The organism is Curtobacterium sp. 1310 (assembly GCF_017834105.1).
Classification (GTDB): Bacteria; Actinomycetota; Actinomycetes; order Actinomycetales; family Microbacteriaceae; genus Curtobacterium.
The window spans coordinates 171206-190706 of the sequence record NZ_JAFICY010000003.1; the positions used below are offsets into that span (position 1 = coordinate 171206).

Annotated in this window: 20 protein-coding genes; 8 read left to right on the forward strand and 12 right to left on the reverse strand. The window is 72.3% G+C overall.

Annotation, left to right across the window (positions count from 1 at the left end):
* Positions 1-132 precede the first annotated feature (132 nt).
* Positions 133-966, reverse strand: coding sequence for an NmrA family NAD(P)-binding protein (locus JOD95_RS09125; protein ID WP_209684697.1), 834 nt, complete (start codon positions 964-966; stop codon positions 133-135).
* A gap of 70 nt (positions 967-1036) precedes the next feature.
* On the reverse strand, positions 1037-1678 hold the full coding sequence (locus JOD95_RS09130) for a nucleoside/nucleotide kinase family protein (protein WP_081984515.1): 642 nt from the start codon (positions 1676-1678) through the stop codon (positions 1037-1039).
* 37 nt (positions 1679-1715) lie between these two features.
* On the opposite strand from JOD95_RS09130, the gene JOD95_RS09135 reads away from it, so the two are divergent.
* On the forward strand, positions 1716-2084 hold the full coding sequence (locus JOD95_RS09135; protein WP_209684698.1) for a VOC family protein: 369 nt from the start codon (positions 1716-1718) through the stop codon (positions 2082-2084).
* On the opposite strand, the gene JOD95_RS09140 is transcribed toward JOD95_RS09135, so the two are convergent.
* Both JOD95_RS09140 and JOD95_RS09145 read right to left on the reverse strand, forming a co-directional pair.
* Positions 2065-2415, reverse strand: a complete 351-nt coding sequence (locus JOD95_RS09140; protein WP_066651271.1) for a hypothetical protein — start codon at positions 2413-2415, stop codon at positions 2065-2067. The genes JOD95_RS09135 and JOD95_RS09140 overlap by 20 nt on opposite strands.
* Positions 2412-2846: an NUDIX hydrolase gene (locus JOD95_RS09145; protein ID WP_066651264.1), complete on the reverse strand. Its 435-nt coding sequence runs from the start codon at positions 2844-2846 to the stop codon at positions 2412-2414. Before JOD95_RS09145 ends, JOD95_RS09140 begins: the two co-directional genes overlap by 4 nt.
* 305 nt (positions 2847-3151) lie before the next feature.
* Between JOD95_RS09145 and JOD95_RS09150 the strand changes: the two genes are divergently transcribed.
* Together JOD95_RS09150 and JOD95_RS09155 are read left to right on the forward strand one after the other, a co-directional pair.
* Positions 3152-4453 (forward strand): esterase family protein, encoded by a 1302-nt coding sequence (locus JOD95_RS09150; RefSeq protein WP_066651262.1) that lies wholly within the window; start codon positions 3152-3154, stop codon positions 4451-4453.
* A gap of 13 nt (positions 4454-4466) precedes the next feature.
* On the forward strand, positions 4467-5228 hold the full coding sequence (locus tag JOD95_RS09155) for a DUF4184 family protein (protein ID WP_209684699.1): 762 nt from the start codon (positions 4467-4469) through the stop codon (positions 5226-5228).
* 97 nt (positions 5229-5325) lie between these two features.
* Here the strand turns inward: JOD95_RS09155 and JOD95_RS09160 are convergent, their stop codons facing one another.
* From JOD95_RS09160 to JOD95_RS09170, 3 genes are all read right to left on the reverse strand, one after another.
* Positions 5326-5910, reverse strand: a complete 585-nt coding sequence (locus tag JOD95_RS09160; RefSeq protein ID WP_209684700.1) for a TetR/AcrR family transcriptional regulator — start codon at positions 5908-5910, stop codon at positions 5326-5328.
* A 119-nt stretch (positions 5911-6029) separates the two neighbouring features.
* On the reverse strand, positions 6030-7352 hold the full coding sequence (locus JOD95_RS09165; protein ID WP_209684701.1) for a carboxylesterase family protein: 1323 nt from the start codon (positions 7350-7352) through the stop codon (positions 6030-6032).
* 171 nt (positions 7353-7523) lie between these two features.
* Positions 7524-8819 carry an MFS transporter gene (locus JOD95_RS09170; RefSeq protein ID WP_209684702.1) on the reverse strand — a complete coding sequence of 432 codons (1296 nt, stop codon included), beginning with the start codon at positions 8817-8819 and terminating at the stop codon, positions 7524-7526.
* Positions 8820-9058: 239 nt separating this feature from the next.
* On the opposite strand from JOD95_RS09170, the gene JOD95_RS09175 reads away from it, so the two are divergent.
* The 3 genes from JOD95_RS09175 to JOD95_RS09185 all read left to right on the forward strand — a co-directional run bounded on the left by JOD95_RS09175 (position 9059) and on the right by JOD95_RS09185 (position 11775).
* On the forward strand, positions 9059-9859 hold the full coding sequence (locus JOD95_RS09175; RefSeq protein WP_209684703.1) for a sugar phosphate isomerase/epimerase: 801 nt from the start codon (positions 9059-9061) through the stop codon (positions 9857-9859).
* Positions 9856-10971: a Gfo/Idh/MocA family protein gene (locus tag JOD95_RS09180; RefSeq protein WP_209684705.1), complete on the forward strand. Its 1116-nt coding sequence runs from the start codon at positions 9856-9858 to the stop codon at positions 10969-10971. The genes JOD95_RS09175 and JOD95_RS09180 overlap by 4 nt, the downstream gene beginning before the upstream one ends.
* A gap of 249 nt (positions 10972-11220) precedes the next feature.
* Complete coding sequence (locus tag JOD95_RS09185) at positions 11221-11775, forward strand: hypothetical protein (RefSeq protein ID WP_209684707.1); 555 nt, start codon at positions 11221-11223, stop codon at positions 11773-11775.
* Between the two features lie 34 nt (positions 11776-11809).
* Here the strand turns inward: JOD95_RS09185 and JOD95_RS09190 are convergent, their stop codons facing one another.
* Both JOD95_RS09190 and JOD95_RS09195 read right to left on the reverse strand, forming a co-directional pair.
* Positions 11810-12613, reverse strand: coding sequence for an SDR family oxidoreductase (locus JOD95_RS09190; RefSeq protein WP_209684709.1), 804 nt, complete (start codon positions 12611-12613; stop codon positions 11810-11812).
* 45 nt (positions 12614-12658) lie between these two features.
* Positions 12659-13333, reverse strand: a complete 675-nt coding sequence (locus tag JOD95_RS09195; protein ID WP_209684711.1) for a hypothetical protein — start codon at positions 13331-13333, stop codon at positions 12659-12661.
* A 263-nt stretch (positions 13334-13596) separates the two neighbouring features.
* Between JOD95_RS09195 and JOD95_RS09200 the strand changes: the two genes are divergently transcribed.
* Together JOD95_RS09200 and JOD95_RS09205 are read left to right on the forward strand one after the other, a co-directional pair.
* Positions 13597-15114, forward strand: coding sequence for an MFS transporter (locus tag JOD95_RS09200; RefSeq protein ID WP_307810411.1), 1518 nt, complete (start codon positions 13597-13599; stop codon positions 15112-15114).
* Entirely contained in the window at positions 15107-16099 is a 993-nt protein-coding gene (locus JOD95_RS09205) for an alpha/beta hydrolase (protein WP_209684713.1), read from the forward strand. The genes JOD95_RS09200 and JOD95_RS09205 overlap by 8 nt, the downstream gene beginning before the upstream one ends.
* Positions 16100-16154: 55 nt before the next feature.
* On the opposite strand, the gene JOD95_RS09210 is transcribed toward JOD95_RS09205, so the two are convergent.
* The 3 genes from JOD95_RS09210 to JOD95_RS09220 form a co-directional block, all read right to left on the reverse strand.
* Positions 16155-17081, reverse strand: a complete 927-nt coding sequence (locus JOD95_RS09210; protein ID WP_209684714.1) for a carbohydrate ABC transporter permease — start codon at positions 17079-17081, stop codon at positions 16155-16157.
* Positions 17078-18061 carry a carbohydrate ABC transporter permease gene (locus tag JOD95_RS16940; protein ID WP_066651231.1) on the reverse strand — a complete coding sequence of 328 codons (984 nt, stop codon included), beginning with the start codon at positions 18059-18061 and terminating at the stop codon, positions 17078-17080. Before JOD95_RS16940 ends, JOD95_RS09210 begins: the two co-directional genes overlap by 4 nt.
* A gap of 79 nt (positions 18062-18140) precedes the next feature.
* A complete protein-coding gene (locus tag JOD95_RS09220; RefSeq protein WP_066651228.1) occupies positions 18141-19469 on the reverse strand; it encodes a sugar ABC transporter substrate-binding protein in 1329 nt (442 codons plus the stop codon).
* Positions 19470-19501: the final 32 nt, after the last annotated feature.

Sequence of the window (19501 nt, forward strand, 5' to 3'; positions counted from 1 at the left end):
CCGTCGTGCAGCAGCACCCGCAGCGCCGCTACCCGCAGCAGCGGCACCGGCACCCGCCGCAGCGCCCACCGCAGCACCTGCAGCAGTACCCGCGGCCGACACGGCGGACGCGCCCCGCGCCTCCCGGCCGGGTCAGTCCGCCTGCAGCACCTCGCGCAGCGACAGCGGCCGACGGCCGGTCACCCGCTCGACGTCCGTCGAGACGTGCGCCAGCGCACCCTCGGCGATCGCCGTGTAGGTGCTCACCCACGCGTCGGCCTGCCACGGTTCCGGGTTCCATCGCGCACGCGAGGCGTACGCCTCCGCCACCGTCTCCGGCTGGTACGTCACGGCGCGGCCGCGCACCTCGGACACGGTGGCGGCCGCCTGGGCGAGGGTGATCGCCTCCGGTCCGGTGAGCTCGTACGTCCGGTCGGCGTGGTCCGACGGGTGCAGCAGCACCTCGGTCGCGACGCGCGCGACGTCCGCCCGCGCGACCGCGGCCATCGCGCCGACACCGGCCGGTCCGCGGATCACGCCGTCCTCGCCGACCAGGTCCTCGACGAAGTCCAGGTAGAACGAGTCCCGCAGGAACGTGTGCCGCATCGAGGTCTCCTCGATCGCCCGCTCGGTCGCCCAGTGGTCGCGGCCGAGGGTGAAGGTGGCGTCCGGTGCCGCACCCACGAACGACGTGTAGACGACGTGGGCGACGCCCGCGTCCGCGGCCGCTGCCACGAAGGCGCGGTGCTGGTCGAGGCGGTCCTGCGCCTCGGCGCCGGAGACCATGAGCAGCATGTCGACGCCCTCGAGCGCGGCGCGGGACGCGGTCGCGTCGGCGTACGAGGCGACCGCGACCTCCGCTCCCGGCAGCTCGGGTGCCCGGGCCGCGTCACGGACGAGCATGCGGATCGGCGTGCCCGCCCGGGCGAGCGCGCGGGCGACGGCCCCGCCGATGTTGCCGGTGGCTCCGGTGATGGCGATGGTCATGGTCGCTCCTGTCCTTCGGTGCTGCTGGTCGGGTGGCTCGGGTCGGGTCGCCCTGGTCGTCCGGCTCCGGTCAGGTCCGGACCGTCCGGGAGGCACGGGTCACCGTGGTCGCGACCCTCGCCGCGTTCACGCCGTCGACCTCGAGCGCCCAGGTCCGGGCCGCCTCGTGGTCGCGTCCGTGCCGCACGTGCCGGCCCACCAGACGGTCGACGCGGACACGATCGTCCACGACGCACGCCCACGTCTCGGTGAAGAGGTCGGGCAGCGCGGACCACGGCGCGTCGGTGTCGAGCAGGTAGTTGCCCTCGGAGACGACGAGCCGGGTGCTCCGCGGCACGGCGATGCTGCCGGCGACGGGCTCGTCGACGCGGCGGTCGAAGTCCGGCGCCCAGACGACGTCGTCGTCCGCGACGACCAGACGACGGACGAGGGCGACGTAGCCGGCCGCGTCGAAGGTGTCGATCGCGCCCTTGCGGTCGTGCCGGCCGAGGGCGTCGAGTGCCGCGTTCGCCAGGTGGAAGCCGTCCATCGGGACCTGCACCGCGGTGCCGGGCCCGTGCGCGGCGTCGACGGCGACGACGATCCGGCGTGCCAGCGTCGACTTGCCCGCCCCGGGCGCCCCTGCGATGCCGAGCACCGCGCGGCCGGGACCCGCGGCGAGCGCCACCGCCCGCTCGACGGCGGCGTCGACGGACAGCTCGGTCGGGGTCACCGTCCCATCCTGACAGGAGCGGTGGTTCACTGGCCGCATGGTCGATGCGACGACGGCGTTCAGCGGGTTCTCGGTGCGTGACCTCCCCGGGGCGCGGGCGTTCTACGAGGGCGTCCTCGGGCTGCCGGTGAGCGAGGACCACGGCATGCTCGTGCTGCACGTCGGCTCCGGCACCGGGGTGCTCGTCTACCCGAAGGGGCCCGCGCACGAGCCGGCGTCGTTCACGGTGCTGAACTTCCCGGTGCCGGACGTCGACGCAGCCGTGGACGAGCTGTCGGCGAAGGGCGTCACGTTCCTGCGCTACGAGGGCGTGACCGACGAGCGCGGGGTGAACCGGCACGGCGGTCCGCTCATCGCGTGGTTCACCGACCCGTCGGGCAACGTGCTCAGCGTGCTCGAGGGCTGATCCGGTCCCACGCGTCGCGCACGGGGCCGGGTGGCAGCACCGCGGCGACCTCGGCGGTCAGGCTCGCCAGGGCTGTCAGGTGCTCGGGCAGGAGCAGGTCCCACGGCGGGGGTGCGACACGCTCGAGCGACCGGAGCGTGGCGGTGTCGGGACCGGTGCCCCACTGCTCGGCGAGGGCGTGCACGAGGACGTCCTGCTCCAGGCGCAGCTCGCGCAACCGGTCGAGGAGCCGGCGGACGCGGTCGGGGTCGGCCGCAGCGGTGACCAGGTCGCCGAGCAGCGCCCGCTCGTCCCAGAGCCGGGCGGACAGGTCGGTGGCCTCGCCGCTCACGGTCGTCGAGCCCAGCCGAGGGCGATCGGCACGAGCAGCCCGTGCCGTCGGTGGGGCAGCTCGGCGACCGGGACCCACGCGGCCTCGTCGGTCGAGCCGTCCGTCTCGCTGCGCAGCTCGCCGCCGGTGACGGTCACGCGGAACACGACCTGCACCGCCTTCATCGGCCGCCCGTTGTCGTGCATCCGGCGCTCCTTCGGCACGATGTGGTGCCGGACGCCGAGGAGCGGACCGCACGTCGCCTCGTACCCGGTCTCCTCGAGGACCTCGCGCACGACGGCCTGCTCGACGGTCTCGTCGAACTCGACCCCGCCGCCCGGCAGCGTCCACGTGCCGGCCTCGGGGACCCGCAGTCGGGCCAGGAGCACACGGTCGCCCTCGGTGATCACGCCGTAGGCGGCGAGCCGGGTGTCGTAGTCCGTGTACTCCATCCGCCGACCTTGCCAGGATCCCCTGGAGGGCACACCCAGACGCGCCGCCCGCCACCGTCCGGTGCGGGGACGGTGCGGTCCTCCGCACGGTCGACGGACCACCCGGGCCTGGCCGCTCGGACAGCTCCGGACCGTCGGCCGGCCACCCCCTGTGCAGGATCGCTCAGGATCAGCCGGGAGACCGCCGGGGACGGGCTCCCCGCTGCCGGTCCGGACACCTCGGCTCGCTACCGTCGCTGGACCACGCCGCTCCTGTCCCGTCACCCGCCGGGTGTCCGAGAGCGTCCCGACCGTCGGACCCGCCCGTGACCACCCTGCCGCTCCTGTCCGCCCACGTGCTGCTGCCCCTCTACGCCCTGACCCTGGTCGCCGCCGTCCTCGTCCTCACCGCCGTCCGCCGCTCCTGGCGCTGGGCAGCCGTCGCGATCGTCGCGGGAGCGCTGGTCGGGACCCTGCTCTCCTGGTTCCTCGGCGACGTCCTCGACGTGCTCGGCGTCCCGCCGACCTGGGTCGACCGGGTCTGGACGGGTGTGGTGTGCGCACTGCTCGGGGTCGCGGTCGTCGGACTCGTCCGCGGTGGCCGGGCACGGCGGGGCCGGGTGCTGACCCGGGTGGTCGCCGCGCTGCTGGTCCCCCTCGCCCTGGTGTCCGGCGGACTGGCGGTGAACCGGGACGCCGGGCTCTTCCCCACGATCGCCGACGCCCTGGGGCAGTCGCACGTGCCGCCCCTCCGCCTGCCGGACGACCCGGCCCCGGGATCGGCCCCGGTCGACGCCGCGAGCTGGCGACCCCCGCGCGACATGCCGGCCCACGGCCGCTACGGTTCGGTGCGGATCCCGGGCACCGTGTCGCACTTCCACGCCCGACCCGCGATCGTCTGGCTCCCCCCGGCCGCCCTCGTCGAGCACGCCCCGGAGCTGCCCGTCGTCGTGATGCTCTCCGGGCAGGGACCCGGCGCCGCTCCGGCGAACATCGTCGAGGCCGGCCGCATGGCGACCCGGCTCGACGCGATCGCCCACCGGCACCGCGGACTCGCGCCGATCGTCGTGATGCCAGACCAGCTCGCCCGGGCATCGAACAACCCGATGTGCGTCGACGGTCCGCTCGGGAACAGCGCCACCTACCTGACGCACGACGTCCCGACCTGGGTGCGCGAGCACCTGCACGCCGCTGCCGGCGGGGCGGACTGGGCCATCGCGGGTTTCTCGCAGGGAGGTACCTGCGCCCTGCAGCTCGGGGCCGGCCGACCCGACCGGTTCGGTTCGTGGATCGACGTCTCGGGACAGATCGGGCCGGTCCTGCAGGGTCGCGACGACACCGTCTCGAGGGGTTTCCGCGGTGACCGGGCGGCGTACGAGGCCGCGCAGCCGCTCCGAGTGCTCGCCGAACGGGCGCCGTACCGCGACTCCGCCGCGTTCGTCGCGGCCGGTGCGGACGACAGCCGGTACGGACCGGTCGTCCCGCGGGTCGTGGCGGCCGCACGTGCAGCCGGCGTCACGGTGACGGAGCGCATCATCGAGGACGGTGGCCACGACTGGCACACCGCCGGTGTCGCCCTGGCCGAGGGCGTCGAGTGGTTCGTGCACCGCACGCACCTGGCCCGATGACGAGGACGTGACCGTGCCCTTCACCGTCAGCCACGCGGTCGTCGCCCTGGCAGCACGTCGCCTGCCCGTGCCGGTCGCCGCCGTCGCGATCGGTTCGATGGCGCCGGACACGGTGCTGTTCGCGCCGTTCCTGCCGCCCTACGAGGACGCGCACTCGTGGTGGGGCGTCCCGACCATCGACCTCGCCGTCTCCCTCGTGGTGCTCGCCACGTGGTGGTTCCTCGTACGGCCGGCATGGTCACCGGTCGTCCCGGGGCTGCGTCGGCGTCTGCCGCGGGGCTGGGGTCGCCGGCCGGCACTCGGTGCGCGCGACGTGCTGCCGGTGGTCGTGGGCTGCCTGCTCGGCAGCGTCACGCACGTCGTGTGGGACGGCTTCACCCACGAGCACGGCTTCGTGGTCCGGGCCTGGCCCGCACTGCGGGACGGCGCCGTCGGCGGGTACCCGCTGCCCTTCCTGCTGCAGGACCTGTCGAGCGTGCTCGGGCTGCTCGCCCTGCTCGTCGTCGCCGCGGTGTGGTGGCGACGCGCCGACGTCCGGCCGGTCGGGCCCCTGCCCCCCGTCGAGCGGTTCGTCCCGGTCGCAGCCCTGGCAGTGGTCGTCGTCCTGGCGCTGGCCGTCGGGGTGCGGTCGTTCCTCGCCGGCGGCGGGATCGGTGGCGTGGTCACCGCGCTGGCGTTCCGGGTGCCGACACTCGTCGCGGTCGCCCTGGTCGTGGGTGCCGTCGTGCTGCTCGTCGGCCGTGGACTCCGCGGGCACGGGACACGCGGGTCCTAGGACCCGGCACCGGCAGGGCGTCGCGAGAACGTCCGGGTGCCCGCGGGTACCGGCAGGGCGCTGCGCGAACGTCCGGTGCCCGCGCTGCCGGCTCCCCTCAGGCTGCGACGGCGGCGGCGGCCCAGCCGGCCCGCATGCGTGCGACCGCCCGGTCCCACCCGGCGAGCAGGTCGGCGTCGTCGCGGAGCATCGCCTGCAGCTGCAGCCCCTCGAAGAGTGCGACGAGCTGCTCGGCGGCGTGCCGCGGTGAGGCCCCGCGGGACTCACGACCGGCGACGACGTCCCGCACGAGGGCGAGGGTCACGTCCTCGAAGAGCATCGTGTACTGCTGCCGGAACCACCCGGACGCCGGGTGGCCCGGGGTCGAGGTCGCGCTGAGCAGCGCGACGCGGACCCGCACGACCGCGGGGTGTCGGTGTCCGCGGTCGAGCCGGGCTCGGAGGTACGCGACGGCCCCCTCCTGCTCGGCGACCCCGCGGAGCGCATCGCGGCCGTCCTTGGTCCACCGGTCGACGACGGCCACGACGAGCAGCTCCCACGACGGGAACACGCGGTGCACCTCGGCCACCGTGACGTCGGCGGCACGGGCGACGTCGTCCGGGCCGACCGTGTGGAAGTCGCCGTCACGGAAGGCATCGGCGGCACCGGAGACGATGCGGGCGCGGAGGTCGGCGTCGGGCATGTGGTCGATCCTGCCGACCGCGCGCTCCCGGCGCGACCTCCCCGTCCGGGGGCGAGCGCCCGGGGAGTGCGCGGCTGGACGGCCACCCCCGCGACACCGCCTGCGTGCTCCCGTGGCGGTCACCCCCGGTCGAACACCAGCGTCTCGTCGTCCGCCGCCGTCACCCGTCCGGTCCGCGCGAACTCCGCCCAGATCGCCCGGAACGCCCGCCCGCGCCGTTCGACCTCCGGCCAGTCCCGCTCCGGCACGAAGCGACTGCCCACCCACGCCGACCGACCGCCGAGCAGCAACGGCAGGTCGCTCATGTGCACCGCACCGACCGGCGCCACGGACGGGTGCCGCAGCAACCGGTAGACCGTCGCCCGTCCACCGGCGGCCCGGTGACGATCGGCGAAGCGCCGCGCATCGCGGCCGTAGATCACCTCGGACAGGGGCCGCACGAGCAGCCAGCGCAGCAGGGGTCGCACCAGGCGGGACCGCGCGGCCGTCCGGAGCCCCGGGACGAGCGGCACGTACATTCCCGCCTCGTCCGAGCCGGACCCGATGAGCACGTCGACCTCCGGTGCGACCGACCGCCAGGCCCGGTCGGCGTCGCGCTCGGCGGGCAACGGTGCGAACCCGTACTGCGTGCCGAACGGCATGCCGCCGGCCAGGCCGTACCGGCCGCCGGCCTTCGTCGCGAGGGCCTGCCGCTCGAGGACCTCGTCGAGCGACGTGTCCGCCGCGACCGCCCCGACGGCCCGGACCATCGCCCGGTTCATCCGCGCCCGCCCGCGCGAGAGCCCGAGCGGCGCGCTCTGCACGATCGCGCGGCGGAACAGGCCGCGGGCGCCCTCGCTGATCATGAGGTGCGCGATCGCGTCGGCTCCGGCGGACTGCCCGGACGCGGTGACGGAGTCGGGGTCCCCGCCGAACGCCGCGATGTTCCGCTGCACCCACCGGAACGCCTCGACCAGGTCGAGCAGTCCGAGGTTGGCCGGCACCGTCTCGCCGTCACCGAGGAACCCGAGCACCCCGAGCCGGTAGGTCACCGTGACGACGACCACGCGCTGCTCGGTCACCAGGTCGTGGGCGTCGTGGATCGGCAGGTCACCGCCGCCGAGCACGTAGGACCCGCCGTGCACCCAGACCACCACGGGCAGGAGCTCGTCGGGTCGGACGTCCGAGGGCACCGTGATGCTGAGTCGCTGGCAGTGCTCGTCGACCTGCAGGTGGTCCATCGACGGCAGGAGCTGGTCGACGAACTGCGCGCTCGGCTGCGGTGGGACGGGCGCCGGGGTGTCCGCGCGGAACGGCCCGCTGAACGGCGGTTGCGGCGACGGCGGCGCGAAGCGCTCGGCCTGGGCGTAGGGGATCCCGAGGGCGCGGGTCACGTCGCCGTCGACGACCGCCTCGATCGTGCCGGCCGGGGAGTCGAAGGAACGGGTGTCGGTGGAGCGCACCGACCCACGGTAACGACGCGACCTGCGGACCGACGGCGGACGCCAGACGAACGGACTGGAGGCGCGGTGCCAGCTGGCACCGTCCTCCCTCGCAGGCTCGGTCGGCGCGCACCGCACAACGCTTCGCGTTGCCGCTGAGCGGGGCGCGCCAGTCCGTCGGTGCGACGGGCGTCAGCGGACCCGCTTGATCGGGATGACCACCAGCGCACCGAGCAGGGCGACGATGCCGGCGGCCCAGCACATGAGCTCGTAGTTGTCCGGGTGGCTGCTGCCGATCTTCAGGAAGAAGAGCGAGATCGCGGGTGCGAGCGACTGCGGCAGCGCGTTCGCGATGTTGATCACACCGAGGTCCTTGCCCGGGCGGTCGGCGTTCGGCAGGACGTCCACGACCAGGGCCGTGTCGATGGCCGAGTAGATGCCGTAGGCGAAGCCCATGACGACCTCGGCGACGTAGAAGCCCGTCACGGTGTCGGCGTGGGCGAGGATCACCAGGCCGACCGCGAACAGCGCCGTCGATCCGCCGACGAAGACCTTGCGGCGGCCGATCCGGTCCGACGCCCAGCCGGAGAGTGCCGCGCTGACGAGCAGCGCGAGCGTGTAGAGGAGCACGCCGAACGCGACGGCCTCGGTGGCCTCCTTCAGGTCCGCGATCCCGAGGTGCTCCTGCATGTAGAGCAGGCGGTAGGTCGTGAACATGAACGTCGCCAGGATGATCAGGAAGCGCGACCACCACGCGAACGCGAAGTCGGGGTTCTTGATCGGGTTCGTCCAGAACGACGAGATGAGGTTGATCCAGGTGAACGGCTTGAGCTTGTAGGTGGGCAGGTCGTCACGGGCGACCAGGGCGTACACGACGACCAGGACGATCGCCAGGATGCCGGGAGCGATGAACAGCACCGGCAGGTTCGCGACGAAGAACACCGACAGGTAGGTGCCGGCGAGCACTGCGGTGTTCTGCGCCAGGGCGATGATGCTCGACGCCCGGCCGCGTTGGAGCTGCGGCACGTTGTCGGCGAAGCTCGCGAGCAGGGTGGCGAGCGTGGCGTTCGCGGCGAGCTGCGCGAGCAGCCAGCCGAGCGTCAGGTTGAGGACGTCGGGCGCGTAGGCGATCCAGGCGAGCGCGATCGCGAAGACGACGACACCGCCGAGCAGCCACGGGCGTCGGCGGCCCCAGCGCGTGCGGGTCCGGTCGGACAGCGCGCCGGCCAGCGGGTTCATGATGAGCGCACCGAACGCGCCGATCGGCAGCACGGAGCCGATGACGTTCGCCGCGTCGTCGCCGACCAGGGCCTGTGCCTTGATCTGCATGCTGACGTAGACCGGGGCCATGAGCGCCACGAACAGGCCGAACTGTCCGAGGAACAGGGCGACCTGGTAGCCGATCCCCACCTTGACGGTGCTGACGGGCTGGGTGATGCCCGCTTCCGGGTCCAGCAGTGCGGGGCTGCCGGGTTCGGGTGTGCTCATGACGCCTCCTTGAGTCGATCGGAAACCTTGTACTGCAAGGTTTTCCGTCGGCGAGCATACATCTCCCGAGGGGTGATCGACACGTGTCGTCCAGGCGGCGCGCGAGTGCGCCACCGACGACGCGCGACAAAAACTACACAGCGGGTGGTTTTTGGGGTAGCGTCGGTCTCGATCTCGCCGGGGAGCATCGATCCTCGACGGGCCCCGACAACCTGACAGGACCGAAGGAGCCCTCTGCCATGCCCACCACCTCTGTGCAGCTGTACTCGCTGCGCGACGCCATCGCCGAAGACCTCGACAAGGCCATCGCCCGGGTGCGCGAGATCGGCTACGAGAACGTCGAGCCGTACGCGTTCGTCGAGCGCGCCGCCGACCTCGAGAAGGCCTTCGCCGCCACGGGCCTGAAGGCTCCGTCCGGCCACGTCGCCGTGATCGACGCCGAGGACACCGCGCCGATCTGGGACGCCGCGGAGCGCCTCGGCATCCAGACCGTCATCGACCCGTTCATCCCGACCGACCGCTGGCAGACCGCCGACGACGTCGCGAAGATCGCCGAGCGCGTCAACGAGCTCACCGCCGAGGCCACCGCGCGCGGCCTGAAGTTCGGGTACCACAACCACCAGTGGGAGTTCACGAACAAGGTCGACGGCAAGACCGTCTACGAGCTCTTCGTGTCGCAGCTCTCGCCGGAGACCGTCCTCGAGGTCGACACCTTCTGGGCCACCGTCGGTGGCGCCGACGCCCCGGCCGTCCTGCAGTCGCTCGGCGACCGCGTCGTCGCCATCCACGTCAAGGACGGCAAGGTCGACGGTGACATCCTCACCGCGCTGCCCTCGTCCGAGAGCGCCCTCGTCGTGCCGGAGGCACTGCAGCGCGCCTTCGAGAACCAGACCCCGGCCGGCCAGGGCGACGTCGACGTGCGGGGCATCCTCGCCGCCGCACCGCAGGCCATCCGCGTCGTCGAGTTCGACGCGTACTCGGGCGACGTCTTCCAGGGCATCGCCGAGTCGCTCGAGTGGCTGAAGGGCAACGACAAGTGAGCCGCGTCGGAGTCGGCATCATCGGTGCCGGCAACATCTCGGACCAGTACCTGACCAACCTGACGCAGTTCGCCGACGTCGAGGTCCTGATGGTCGCCGACCTCATCCTCGAGCGCGCGGCATCGCAGGCCGAGAAGTACGGCGTGCCGTCGTCGGGCACGGTCGAGGAGCTCCTCGCCCGCGACGACATCTCGATCGTCGTCAACATCACGATCCCGGCCGAGCACGCGAAGGTCGGCCAGCAGATCATCGCCGCCGGCAAGCACACCTGGAGCGAGAAGCCGGTCGCCACCACCGCCGAGGACGCTCAGGCCCTCCTGGCCGCCGCATCGGCCGCCGGCGTGCGGTACGCGACCGCCCCCGACACCGTGCTCGGTGCCGGCATCCAGACCGCGATCCGTGCCATCGCCCGCGGTGACATCGGCACGCCGCTCACCGCGACGACGATGTTCCACGTGCCCGGCCCGGACCAGTGGCACCCGGACCCCGAGTTCCTCTACGCCGAGGGCGCCGGTCCGCTGTTCGACATCGGCCCGTACTACGTGACGACCCTGCTCCACGCGTTCGGCTCGGCCTCGCGCGTGCAGGCCGTGTCGTCGAAGTCCCGTGAGACCCGCGTGATCGGCTCGGGCCCCCGCGCCGGCACCGAGTTCGCGGTCGAGGTGCCCACGCACCACGCCGCGCTCATCTCGTTCGCCGACGGGCAGTCCGCGCAGACGACGCTGTCGTTCCAGCACGCCCTGCCCCGCAACGGCTTCGTCGAGATCAACGGCTCCGAGGGCACGATCGTGCTGCCGGACCCGAACGTCTTCGACGGTGACAGCACGCTGTGGACGCTCGGCAAGGACGAACCGACGACCCTCGAGCACAAGGGCTCGACCTGGGGTCGCGGCACGGGCGTCGTCGAGATGGCACGTGCGATCGCCGAGGGCCGCCCGGAGCGCGCCTCCGGTGCCGTCGCGTCCCACGCGCTCGACGTCATGCTCGGCATCCGGGACGCCGCCGAGTCCGGCCAGCCCGTCGACATCACCTCGCGCATCACGAAGCCGGAGCCGCTGCCGGAGGACTTCGACCCGGCTGCTGCGGTGCTGGCGGAGGGCGCGAACGCCTAGCCAGCCACGTGACGGACGGGAGGCGCGGTGCCAGCTGGCACCGCGCCTCCCGTCCGTCCGCGTCGTGGGTGCGTCCGGCCCACCGAGCGGGCCAGATCCGTCACGTCCGGAGCCGCACACCGACGTCCTCCGCCCTCCGGGCGGAGGACGAGCGGCGTGTCCTGCCCGCTCGTGGGTGACACGACGAGCCGATCGGCCGACCGGCCGGTCGGCTTCGTCCCGCAGGGGGATGCCGATGGGAGCGCTGTCGTGTCAGGGTCGAGCAAGGGGGATCCGACCGCTGTCGAAGGAGGCGCCACGGACACGACGCACGACCGAGCGCCACGACGACGGGTCCTGCCGGTCCTCGTGTCCGCTGCCGCGCTGGCCGTCGTCGCCACGGGGGTCGGCATCGGCGTGCACCTCGAGCACGCTGCCGAGACCGCGCGACGCCTCCCTCCGGCGAGCGCCTCGTCGGAGCAGGTCCTCCGCGTCTACCTCCGCGCCGCCGAGGCCCACGACTGCGCGGTGACCGAAGCCCTCACGGCTGCGCACGCGCCGTCGTCACCCGACCAGGCGTGGTGCGGGCAGCGGCAGCCGACGTCCTGGTTCGACGAGCACCCGGACCTGCTCGCCCACCGGAACGTCGGCACCGTCGAGCGACGGCCCGCGGACGAGAACGGCGGGGTCGCGGTGCAGTGCATCCCGGTGGACGTCAAGCAGACGAACATGAACGGCGACGACCCCGGGACGCTCGAGGGGTGGCAGTTCTGCTTCCGCCACACCGCCGACGGGTGGCGGCTGTACAGCGAGGGCTACGGGTGAGCAGCCCCTCCCGGTGACCAGCCGGCCCGGACGGTCACTCACCGCCCGTGACGAGCGCCGACATCCGTGCCATCAGTCCGCGCGGGACGAACCGGTGGGCGTTCGCCGTCACGGCGTTGCCGAGGCCGGACACCACCGTCGGACCGCCCTGCCGCGCGAACGCCCGGAGCCCCACGGCCGCGACCTGCTCCGCCGACTGCCGACCGCGTTCCATGACGCCCGCCGACCCCGATCCCCGGGCGGCCTCGTCGAAGAAGCCCGTCGCGGTGGGGCCGGGGCAGAGGGCGAGGAACCGCACCCCGCTCCCCCGGTTCTCCTGCCAGACCGCCTCGGTGAACGACAGCACGAACGCCTTCGTCGCGCCGTAGACGGCCATCTGCGGCGTCGGCTGGAACGCGGCCGTCGACGCGACGGTCATCACCCCGCCGATCCGACGCTCCAGCATGCCGGGCAGGAACGCGTGGACGAGGCGGACGACCGCGGTGCAGTTGAGGTCGACCTGGGTCCGGAGCCGCTCGTCCGTCGAGGCGGCGAACGGCCCGTGGTCGCCGACGCCGGCGTTCGCGACGAGGATGTCCACCCGGGTGCCCCCGAGACGTGCGACGACCCCGTCGACGCCGTCCGCCGTGGCGAGGTCCGCGGGGAGCACCGTCGCCGTCACGCCGTGGTCGCGGCGGATGCGCTCGGCGAGCGCGTCGAGCCGGCCCTCGGACCGGGCGACCAGCACGACGTCGGCGCCGGCTGCGGCGAGCCCGAGGGCGACCGCCTCGCCGATCCCCCCACTGGCGCCGGTGACGAGGGCGCGGAGGCCACGGAAGGGGCTGCGGGGACGGCTCATGGGTCCTGCGTACACCCGGTGGTGGCGGGATCGACCCGGACGGCGTCAGGAGAGCTGGGGACGACGACGCAGGACCGCGGGGACTGCTGACCGAGCATCGACCCAGGCACTGAGCACCGGATCGATGTACCCGGTGACCAACAGGACGTCGTCGTACCGTCCTCGGAGGTCCTGGTTCCAGATGCGGTGGTGGTGGCCGATGCGGTTCCGGAGGTCGCGGAGGCGGCTGACCGGTGCACGAACGGTCGTCTGCGCTCGATCGGGAGCGCCGGGGAACCCCGTTGCGACGTCGGGCCAGAACCGCATCTGCGCCCGGGAGACCATCTGGTGCCAGAACCCGAACGAGACCTCTGAGATCAACTGCCCTGGCGTCACCGGCTTCCCGTTCTTCATGACGCGGCGCTTCGCCCTGACGACGTCCACGTAGGGGTACTGGTGCGCAGCCGGCGGCTCGCGCCGGCCGAACTCGTACTGGTCGTCGAAGATCCAGTGGCCTTCGCGCCCGAGTCGCTCGTGCCGAGCGGTCATCCGCGCATCGACGGTGTTGCGCAGGGCGACTTCGAGGTGCCCCAAGGAGCCCCAGAACGCAGACGATGCCTCGACGTTCCAGTCGTACAACGCTCTCGCGACGGACGTGTCGCCGGACGCGGCGGCGAGGTAGTGCTGCAACCGCTCGCGACCGATGTGGTGCTCGACGGAGTCCCACGTCTCGTTGCTCAAGATCCCCCCACTGACGTAAGATCGATGTCAACACCCCGGAACCGTCCCTGTAGGCCCTCATCGGCCAGATCAGACGGCCGGGGTTCTGCTTTTGTAGCAGGGCGCGGAAGTCATCACGCTCGGCAGGTCCCCAGCCGCTCTTCTGCACGTGCCGCCGATCGGCTACTGTTCCTCGCAGAGGGAAAAATCCCGCGCCGCTCACCGGCCGGGAGCGTGCACGCGTCTCACGGGAGTCGCCACTTCTTCATCGAAGGAGTGCACCCGTGTCTGCACACACCCCACCCGCCCGTCTCCGTGACACGTGGATCGCCCTGTCCGGGCTGTCCGCCGTGTTCCTGTTCGAGATGCTCGACAACTCGGTCCTCACCGTCGCCCTGCCGACGATCGGTCGGGACCTCGCCGCGTCCACTGCCTCGCTCCAGTGGGTCTCGAGCGCGTACTCGGTCGCGTTCGGCGGGCTCATGCTCCTGTTCGGGGCGGTCGCCGACCGGTTCGGCCGCCGCCGCACGATGCTCGTCGGGCTGGTGCTGCTCGCCGCGGCGAGCGCCGCGACCGTCCTGGTGACCAGCGTGGAGCAGCTCGTCGTCGTCCGGGTCCTCACGGGCCTCGCCGCCGCGATGACCACGCCCGGCTCGATGGCCCTGACCTTCCGGCTCTTCTCCGCCGACGACCTGCGCGTCCGGGCGCTGACCGTGGTGTCGACCGCCGGGCTCGTCGGGCTGGCGGTCGGCCCGACGATCGGCGGGTTCGTGCTCGCGGTGGCGCCGTGGCAGGTGCTCCTGGTGGCGAACGTACCGATCGCCCTCGTCGCGCTCGTCGGCATCCGCTCCGGGATCGTGGCCGATCGGCCGGCGGACCTGCACCGGCACCCGCTCGACCTCGTCGGCGCCGTGCTCGGCACGGCCGCCGTCGTCGGCGTCCTGGTGACCCCGACGCTCGCCGTGTCCACCACCGGCTGGCCGACCTGGGCCGCGGCGACCGCCACCGTCGCCGCCGTCGCGGGCTTCGTCGTGCGGGAGCGGACGGCCCCGCACCCGCTGCTCGACCTCACCCTGGTGGCACGGCCCCTCGTCGCGAGCGGTCTGGCGTACAAGGCCGCCGCCGGGCTCGCCACCGCCGGGCTGTCCTACGCGGTGACCCTGCAGCTGCAGGCTGCGTGGGGGTGGCCGCCGGCCCTCGCCGCGCTCGGCACCCTGCCCCAGGTCGTGGTGCTCCTCGCGAGCGGCCGCTTCGTCGGGCCCTTCGTCCGGCGGGTCGGGCTCGATCGGGCCGCGTGGACGAGCGCCACGGCCGTCGTCGTCGGGCTCGCCGTGTTCACCTTGTCCGGGCGCACCGGGTACCCGGCCGTCGCGGTCGCCCTCGTGCTCGTCGCGGCCGGGATGCGTGTCGTCGGAGCGGTCGCCGGCGCGAGTGTCCTGTCCGGGCTCCCGACGGACCGCACGTCGATCGGGGCGGCACTCGTCGACACCGCGAGCGAACTCGCCACGGCGGTGGGGATCGCCGCGACCGGGACGGTGCTCGCCGCGCTCGTCCCCGGCAGCGTGACCGTCGCCCGGACCACGGCAGCGCACGCTGCCGCCGTCGTCGGTGCGCTGCAGGTCGCCGGGGCCGTGATCACCGTGGTCGCGGCGCTGTTCGTCGCCGTCGGGGTGCTCCGCGCGCGACGCGGCGCGGGCACGCCGGAACCGACGCCGACCCCGACCCCGCCGATGCCGTCCACGTCCTCTTCCTCTTCCTCGTCCACTTCCGCCGACCACCACCAGGAGCCCTCCCGTGCCTGACACCACCTCGCCCCGCCCGCCCTTCGACCCCGAACTCGGCGTCTTCCTCACCGCACTCGAGGCTCGCGGTCCCTTCACGATCGACGCCGCAGCCCTCCCCCGCATGCGTGCGCTCGAGATCACCGAGCAGGAGCTCGACGACCGCCTGCGCGCCCGCGGGCTCGAGCGGCGGCGCATCACCGTCCCCGGACACGGCGGTGACCCGATCGACCTCGCGGTCATCCAGCGCGCCGGCCGGACCGGTCCGACCACGGGCGTCTACACGATCCACGGCGGGGGCATGGTGATGGGCCACCACCTCGGCAACCTCGACTCGTACGACGACTGGCTGCTCGACCACGACGTCGTGCTGGTCAGCGTGGACTACCGTCTCGCTCCGGAGCACCCCGACCCGACCCCGGTCGAGGACTGCTACGCCGGACTCGTCTGGGTCGCGGAGCACGCCGACGAGCTCGGCATCGACCGGGCGCGCATCGTCGTCGCCGGCCAGAGCGCCGGCGGGGGCCTCGCCGCGGGGACCGTCCTCCTTGCCCGGGACCGCAGCGACCCCGAGGTCCTCGCGCAGGTCCTGGTCTCCCCGATGCTCGACGACCGCGACGCCTCCGTGTCGACCCGGCAGATCGACGGCGTCGGCGTGGCCGACCGCCAGGCGATGCACTTCAGCTGGGGCGCGTACCTCGGCGAGCGCCGGGGCACCGACGACGTCTCCCCGTACGCGGCACCGGCGCGCGCCGAGGACCTGTCCGGACTCCCCCGCACCTACGTCGACTGCGGCAGCGCCGAGGTCTTCCGCGACGAGACCGTGGCGTTCGCGAGCGCGCTGTGGGCCGCCGGGGTCGACGCCGAGCTGCACGTGTGGCCGGGTGCGTTCCACGGCTTCACGAGCATGGTGCCGGGAGCGGCGGTCTCGCGGTCGGCGGTCGCGGCCCTCGCCGACTGGACGACCCGGCTGCTCGGGGAACCCGACCCGGCGCCGCGCACCTGACGCGCACGGACGGGAGGCACGGTGCGGGCCCGCACCGTGCCTCCCGTCCGTCGAGTCAGCCCTTCACCGCTCCCGCCGACATCCCCGAGACCAGGTTGCGCTGGATGATCATGAAGAACACCACGACCGGCAGCGAGAACAGCACGGACGCGGCCATCTGACCGGTGAAGTCGGTGCCGGTCGTCTGGGTGGTGAACGACGCGAGCCACACGGGCAGCGTGTAGTGCGCCTGGTCCTGCATGAACGTGTACGCGACGATGTAGTCGTTCCACGCGGCGATGAACGCGAAGACGCTCGTCGCGATCATGCCCGGCATCACCAGGGGGAAGAGCACCTTCGTCAGGACCTGCCACGTACTGGCACCGTCGATGCGCGCTGCCTCCTCGACCTCCATCGGGATCGCGAGGAAGAAGCCGCGCATGACCCAGATCGAGAACGGCAGCACCGCAGCCACGTAGGCCAGGATCAGCCCCGCGTAGGTACCGGTGAGGCCGACCTGGTTGAAGATGAGGAACTGTGGGATGAGCAGTGCGGTCCCCGGCAGCATCTGGACGAGCAGGATCGCGACGAGGATCGTGCGACGGCCACGGAACCGGAACCGCGAGAGTGCCGCCGACGCCAGGATGCCCAGGGCCAGCGAGAGCACGACGGCCCCTGCCACGACGATGGTCGAGTTGCCCAGGTAGACCAGGAAGTCCGCTCGGGTGAAGGCCGTCACGAAGTTGTCGAGCGTGGGGTGAGCCGGAGCGAAGAGCGGGGTGCTGGTCAGGGCCTCGGAGCGGGGCTTGAAGGCCGTGTTGATCATCCAGTAGACCGGGAAGATCCAGACGACGCAGAACACGATCGCGATGGAGCTGCTGATCCAGCGCACGGGGCGCCGGCGACGGCGGATGCGTCTCGTCGCCGCGACGCCCTCGGGGGTGGGGACGGCTGCGGGGACGTCGGCTCGGACGGGGACGCCCGTCGGCATCGCGGTGGTCACAGCTCTTCTCCCGATCGGACGAGGTTCCGGATGTAGAGGGCACTGAGCGCCATGAGGATCAGCGCCGCGATCACGGCGACCGCCGAGCCGGTCCCGATGTCGTGCCCGACGAATGCGGTGACGTAGGTGAAGACACCGAGGGTGGACGTCGCACCGTCCGGACCGCCCTGCGAGACGAGCCAGATCTGGTTGAAGACGTTGAAGTCCCAGATGATCGAGAGCATCGTGACGAGGAGCAGGGTCGGTCGGAGGTACTCGATCGTGACGACGCGGTACACCGTCCACTCGGAGCCGCCGTCGAGCCGGACGGCCTCCTTCACCTCGATCGGGATCTGCGTCTCGGCGGCGTACAGGGTGAGCGCGATGAAGGGCACCGCCTGCCAGACGACGAGCATCCAGATGGACGTGTACGCCAGGCCGGCGCTGTTGCCCCAGTCGGTGTCGGTCATGTCACCGAAGACCCGGAGCTGCGTGAGCGCCCAGTTCACGACCCCGTAGCCCGGCTGGAAGAGCCAGTTCCACACGAGCGAGGACGCCACGTTCGGCATGCCCCACGCACAGATCAGGACGATCGTGACGGCGTAGCGGAGCACCACGCCCAGCCGGGTCATCAGGTGCGAGACGCCCGCGCCGATCAGGATGCTCCCGAGGACCATCGCCGCCGTGAACAGCACGGTGCGGACGAGCGATGCCCAGAAGGCCGGGTCGGAGAGGATCTGCCCGTACTGCGCCAGCCCGACGGCGTCGTACGCACCGGTGAAGAGCGATCGCTGGTCGTAGTCGGTGAACGACGTGAAGACCAGGAAGACGATGGGGGCGACCGTCACGAAGACGAGCACGAGCCCTGCTGGGGTCAGGAGCCAGAGGGGGGCGAACGAGCGGGTTGCCCGGCGCTGCGGAGCGCCGCCGGGACGATCCCCGGGCGAGCGGTCGGGGCGGCTGCGGCGCTCCGTGCTCGGGCGGGTGGCTGAGACGGTCACGTCTGGCCTTTCCGGTCGGGGCGGGCGGTGCGGGAGCCGTCGCGTGACGACGGCACCCGCACCGTCCTGGTGGGTCGTCCTACTGCTTGTTCAGGACGTCGTCGGCGGCCTTGTCGAAGGTCGCCGCGGCTTCCTCCGGCGTCTTCGAACCGGAGACGATGCTCGAGAACAGGGTGTTGATGCTCTGGTCACCCTCGAGGTCGGCCCACCGGGCGTTGGCCGGGGTCGCCTTCGAGTTCAACGCCGCGGTGAAGAAGGCCTTGTTGATCTCGCTCAGGCTGGAGTCGGCGGCCTTGATGCCCTCGGTGCTGTTCGGGATCCAGCCGTTGTCGCCGTAGACGTACTTGCTCTGGACGTCCGGGCTCGACGCGATCTCGACCCACTTGAGCGCCAGGTCGGTGTTGCCGGACTTCGCTGCGATGCCCCAGTCCGATCCACCGAGCATGACCGGCTGTGTCTTCCCGGACTTCCCCGGGAACGGGAAGGTGCCCATCGTGTCCGCCGTCATCTCCGGGTTCGCCTGCTCGATGAGGCCGAGCGTGCCGCTGGTGCTGAGGATGGCCGATGTCTTGCCGTCCGCGAAGACCTGGTTCATGTCCGGGCTGTCGGTGTTGAGGGTGGCCGAGGCCTTCGTCGAGTACGCGTTCGCGAACGCCCGGAAGTCCTCGAGGCCCTGCTGCGCCTTCGCGTCGCCGAACCCGGCCTTCCACGTCCCGCCGTCCTCGGTCGCGATGTCACCGCCCGCGTCCCAGACGAACTGCATCCCGGCGTACCAGTACTGACCGGGCATGTAGAAGGCGGAGAAGTCCTTCGCGGTGTTCGCTGCCTTGACCTTGTCGAGGTCGGCCGTCAGTTCCTCGTAGGTGGTCGGGACCTCCGTGATGCCGGCGTCCTTCCACATCTGCTTGTTGTAGATGACCGATCGGGCGCCGGCGAAACCGGGGACGCCGTAGAGCGAGCCCTCCACCGTGGCCGGGTCGGACAGGCCGTCGAGCCAGGTCTGCCCCTGTGCCAGGTCCGACTCGTACGGGGTGAGGTCCAGCAACGCGCCGTTCGCTGCGTAGCTCGCGACCTGCGTGTTGCCGAGGTCGAGGACGTCCGGCGGCGTGTTCGTGGCCAGCGCGGTCGAGACCTTGGTCGTGATGCCGTCCCACTGCTGGATCTGCACCTTGACCTTCGCGCCGGTCTCCTTCTCGAACTGGTCGTTGATCGCGGCGATGGTCTTGTCGGAGTAGTCCCCGGTCATCGCCCACACGGTCAGCGTCTTGCCGTCCCCCTTGACGTCCCCGATCTCCTTGGTGCCACCGCTGCCACCAGCACCGGTGTTGCCGGCGCTGGAGCACGCGGTCACCCCGAGGGCGACGGTCAGGGCCACGGCAGCTGCTGCCGCGAACTTCTTCGTACGCATTGCTTCTCCTTGGTGGTCGTTCTGCTGTGTCG

Coding starts and splice junctions, on each gene's coding strand:
- JOD95_RS09135 (WP_209684698.1), top strand. CDS start 1,716: ATGGTCGATGCGACGACGGCGTTCAGCGGGTTCTCGGTGCGTGACCTC.
- JOD95_RS09220 (WP_066651228.1), bottom strand. CDS start 19,469: ATGCGTACGAAGAAGTTCGCGGCAGCAGCTGCCGTGGCCCTGACCGTC.
- JOD95_RS09125 (WP_209684697.1), bottom strand. CDS start 966: ATGACCATCGCCATCACCGGAGCCACCGGCAACATCGGCGGGGCCGTC.
- JOD95_RS09190 (WP_209684709.1), bottom strand. CDS start 12,613: ATGAGCCGTCCCCGCAGCCCCTTCCGTGGCCTCCGCGCCCTCGTCACC.
- JOD95_RS09145 (WP_066651264.1), bottom strand. CDS start 2,846: ATGGAGTACACGGACTACGACACCCGGCTCGCCGCCTACGGCGTGATC.
- JOD95_RS09175 (WP_209684703.1), top strand. CDS start 9,059: ATGCCCACCACCTCTGTGCAGCTGTACTCGCTGCGCGACGCCATCGCC.
- JOD95_RS09160 (WP_209684700.1), bottom strand. CDS start 5,910: ATGCCCGACGCCGACCTCCGCGCCCGCATCGTCTCCGGTGCCGCCGAT.
- JOD95_RS09170 (WP_209684702.1), bottom strand. CDS start 8,819: ATGAGCACACCCGAACCCGGCAGCCCCGCACTGCTGGACCCGGAAGCG.